General features: G+C 47.7%; 2 protein-coding genes and 1 pseudogene. 2 read left to right on the forward strand and 1 reads right to left on the reverse strand.

The window, feature by feature from the left end; all coding sequences use genetic code 11:
* Positions 1 to 296: 296 nt before the first annotated feature.
* Complete coding sequence (locus WLY71_RS30160) at positions 297 to 863, reverse strand: hypothetical protein (RefSeq protein WP_347806490.1); 567 nt, start codon at positions 861 to 863, stop codon at positions 297 to 299.
* Positions 864 to 1,621: 758 nt separating this feature from the next.
* Here WLY71_RS30160 and WLY71_RS30165 point away from each other — a divergent pair.
* Entirely contained in the window at positions 1,622 to 2,581 is a 960-nt protein-coding gene (locus WLY71_RS30165; RefSeq protein ID WP_347806491.1) for a hypothetical protein, read from the forward strand.
* Between the two features lie 269 nt (positions 2,582 to 2,850).
* Positions 2,851 to 3,093 (forward strand): annotated as a pseudogene (locus WLY71_RS31555) (phospholipase effector Tle1 domain-containing protein); the annotation flags it as partial.
* Between the last annotated feature and the right edge of the window lie 126 nt (positions 3,094 to 3,219).

Consider the following 3,219-nt stretch of genomic DNA (forward strand, 5'->3'; position numbering starts at 1 on the left):
CAAGCCACAAAAAATGAAGTAGCTACGCCGCGAATGGCCTCCGCGCCAGCATGATTTGATTCCTCCCCACCTCAGACGCCGCCTGTTTGGATAGGTGGGGTTTATGGATCAGTTACGATTAATCAGCAGACCTGAAATTTGCGTAGGAACGCGATTTTCATTCTGGTTATGTACCTCAACCCTGCGCTAAAACGTTTTTACACAGCTTGGGTCGTTTGCTGCCCTACGCGACAGTCACCAGCCAAAAGCAGTCATTCAGAAAACGTGAAAATGTGCCCTATTTAGTCCTCAGCTTGTTAAGCGAACTTCACTGAAGTTGATAGCTGCGAAATTAGTGTTTTGGCTAGGCCAATATAGTTCAAGGCTGCGGACTTGGACGGGTTGAAGTCGTCCATATGTGCTGCTTGATTTCTTAAAGAACGCAGCTCGTTAAACAGTGCCAATCCTTCCGCATTAAGGACCTGAGCCTGTGCCAATGAGCGATACGCATCTAAGATTGGTCGACGCTCTGGGCCTGCCTCATGAAGACCCAGTTCAAGAACTCGTTTGCGAGCGGCAACTTCAACGTGCTGCCAGCCCTCAAGGATTGCGGATCTTGGGTTAACCTCAGCGAGTCTGTATAACTTTTCTTCCATGGGATACAGAGTGTCCGAACCCTTTACGGGGTTCAATTGCTGCTCTGTTGAATCCCGAAGCACCTTCAGTTCGCGCTCGAACTCCGCTTCTAGGGGGCCAGCTTTCACCCGTTTCAACAGAGGTAAAAGTCCCGCTATCTGCGTCCTCAAGAGAACTAGGATGACGATTGAAGAAATTGGCCATGCCAAGGCTTCAGCGATTTTTGTGGTGAATGTTAGCCAATCCATTTTTTAGCAACCTAACGGTCGAATAGGTAGAAGCGATCTCAGATAAGACCTTGGAGGAAGGTACGTTTGTCAGTGCTGCACCGTCCAGCAGTTCATTGTACGAGCGTAAGGTAGTTCCAGCATTGAGTCGATTTTTGTCTGTCGTGACAGGCTGGAATCGGCCGAGGCTGTGTAAAAACGCTTTCGAGCAGGTGCAGCGTTCAAAAACAGAGCAAATATCTCGCTTCTACGTAACCTCCAGGTCTGCTGACTAGCCGAACGCTGGCAGATTTAACGCAGAAGCGAGGACTTCAAAATGGTACGTGCGTTTTTACACAGCCTGGGCCAAAAGCGGCCGTTTGGATTTAGCTCCTAGGGGTTCCGAGCGCCACTTTCCAAAGTGAACATATGGAGACATCTACTTACCGGTCGAAAGCACCTGAAACAATGTGCAGAGTCAGACAAACTAGAGGCATTGATGGTCGATGGTTAGTAACTCCCCTCCAGACCTAAAAAACTTTCAATACGTGCGGTAGCAAGCAGGATACAGATCACTCTCGAATTAAAATTCATTGTGAAATTTGAGAATAGCTATCAGCCTACGACACCTCAATACGACCCCTTTCTTGACAGACCTTTAAATTACTACTAACTCTATAGGAACAGCCATGCTCTCACGCTGAAAGGTCTTCCTCCTACGTCGTACTAAATGAGGGCGAAGCTTTCCGCGCTAGGAAAAAATATCTAATTCATCCATAACGAAAAATGGAGCATGCATCATGGCTGTGGATATAGTTTCGGAAGAGCTGACCGTTTTCAAAGCTGCCACTACACGCATGCGCTGGCTTGTCAATACAGCTTTACTTATATCCGTCCTGATAACACTACATATGTACCTTGCAAATTTCAGCCTCCAAAACCAGCAACTACAAGATATTTATTACAATCGTTTCGTTCTTCAAATCACACCTTATCGAGCATGCCAAGGTACAATATTTAACGAGCTCATGAAGCATCCAGACAACAGTTACGATGAGCGAGAAAAGCTCAAGAACGACATCGTTAATAAAGACGCTGCCTGCTCAGACATATCAAACAAAATACGTAGTTTATTACTATCGACGCCGATGATTGAAATTATCAGAAAATACTCTAGATTGGAGCGCGAATTAACAACAAATGAAAACACTATCTATGATGAAAAGCTTCCTTCACGGTCCATCCCCTTACTAAATATAAATGTACCTGCCAATGACTTCGTTAATGTCATGGCTATGGTGTCGATGTTCATCGTTTTCGGAATATGGATGAACCTTCGCGGCATTCACGCCGCTCTCTTATCGCTCTGCCTTCATGGGGATCTAGACGTTATCAGAGTAGCTCAGCTAAATACAGTGTTCCTTACTTATTCAGAAGCCGGTGGCAATACGTTCGCCAAGAGGGTTCGAGCATTATCGATGTGGCTTCCATTTCTATCAATCTTTACAGCAACGCTGATTGGGTATTGGCCGATACTGCAGCGTAAGATTGAAGGTGCCGGAAACTATATTGGTCTGGACAGCTATGCTGGCTCAGATTTAGTGATAACAGTATTCTTGGCCTTATCAATATTTGTGTCAGGCGTGCACTTTTGGGCTGCCTTAAAATGCTATAAAGTAATCAAGGAGATTGATACTATATTCGAAGCAAAGTTATACGTAAATATGCCAACTCTATCGACGCAGGGGGGCATGAACTAAAAACACGTGGGAAATGCGTGAATACTTCGTATATGCCAGAGTCACGCTGAAAAGTGCTGCTGGCCAGATGCCGCGGGCGAGCCCTATTGTTTTTAGCTGATGCGGCTTGACGCCCTCACGGGGCTGATCTTGAATCATGTTTGCCGCTGGGTTTCCGTGGTCAGCGCGCCCTTTCCGACAGACGCGCCTGGCACTGCTCGAAGCATGTAACCAAACTCGCCGTCGGGCTTCTTTAACCGGCTCCTGCATGCTGGGAAAAAGGATCTGCCATGCCTAATCTGGTTATTTGCTGCGATGGCACCTGGAACACCCCCGACCAACTCGATCAGGGGGTCCCCGCCCCCACCAACGTGGTGCGGCTGTACAATGCCGTAGCTGATTTCGACGCCCAAGGCGCAGCGCAAACTTCCTACTATCACCCCGGCGTCGGCACCAATGGTAATTGGTGGGATAAAGCCGTTGGCGGTGGCACAGGTGCCGGCCTTGACGACAACATTATGAGTGCATATCAGAAGCTCTGTATGCGATCCATGAAGCACACCTACCGTCAGATGCGCTTCCCGTTTACCGTGGCATTTCCGGTGAGCAGTTCCACGGCAGCAATGCTTCATAGTCGGTTACTGACTGCGCATGCGGCA

This window comes from Pseudomonas rossensis, from assembly GCF_039888995.1.
Taxonomy (GTDB): domain Bacteria; phylum Pseudomonadota; class Gammaproteobacteria; order Pseudomonadales; family Pseudomonadaceae; genus Aquipseudomonas; species Aquipseudomonas rossensis.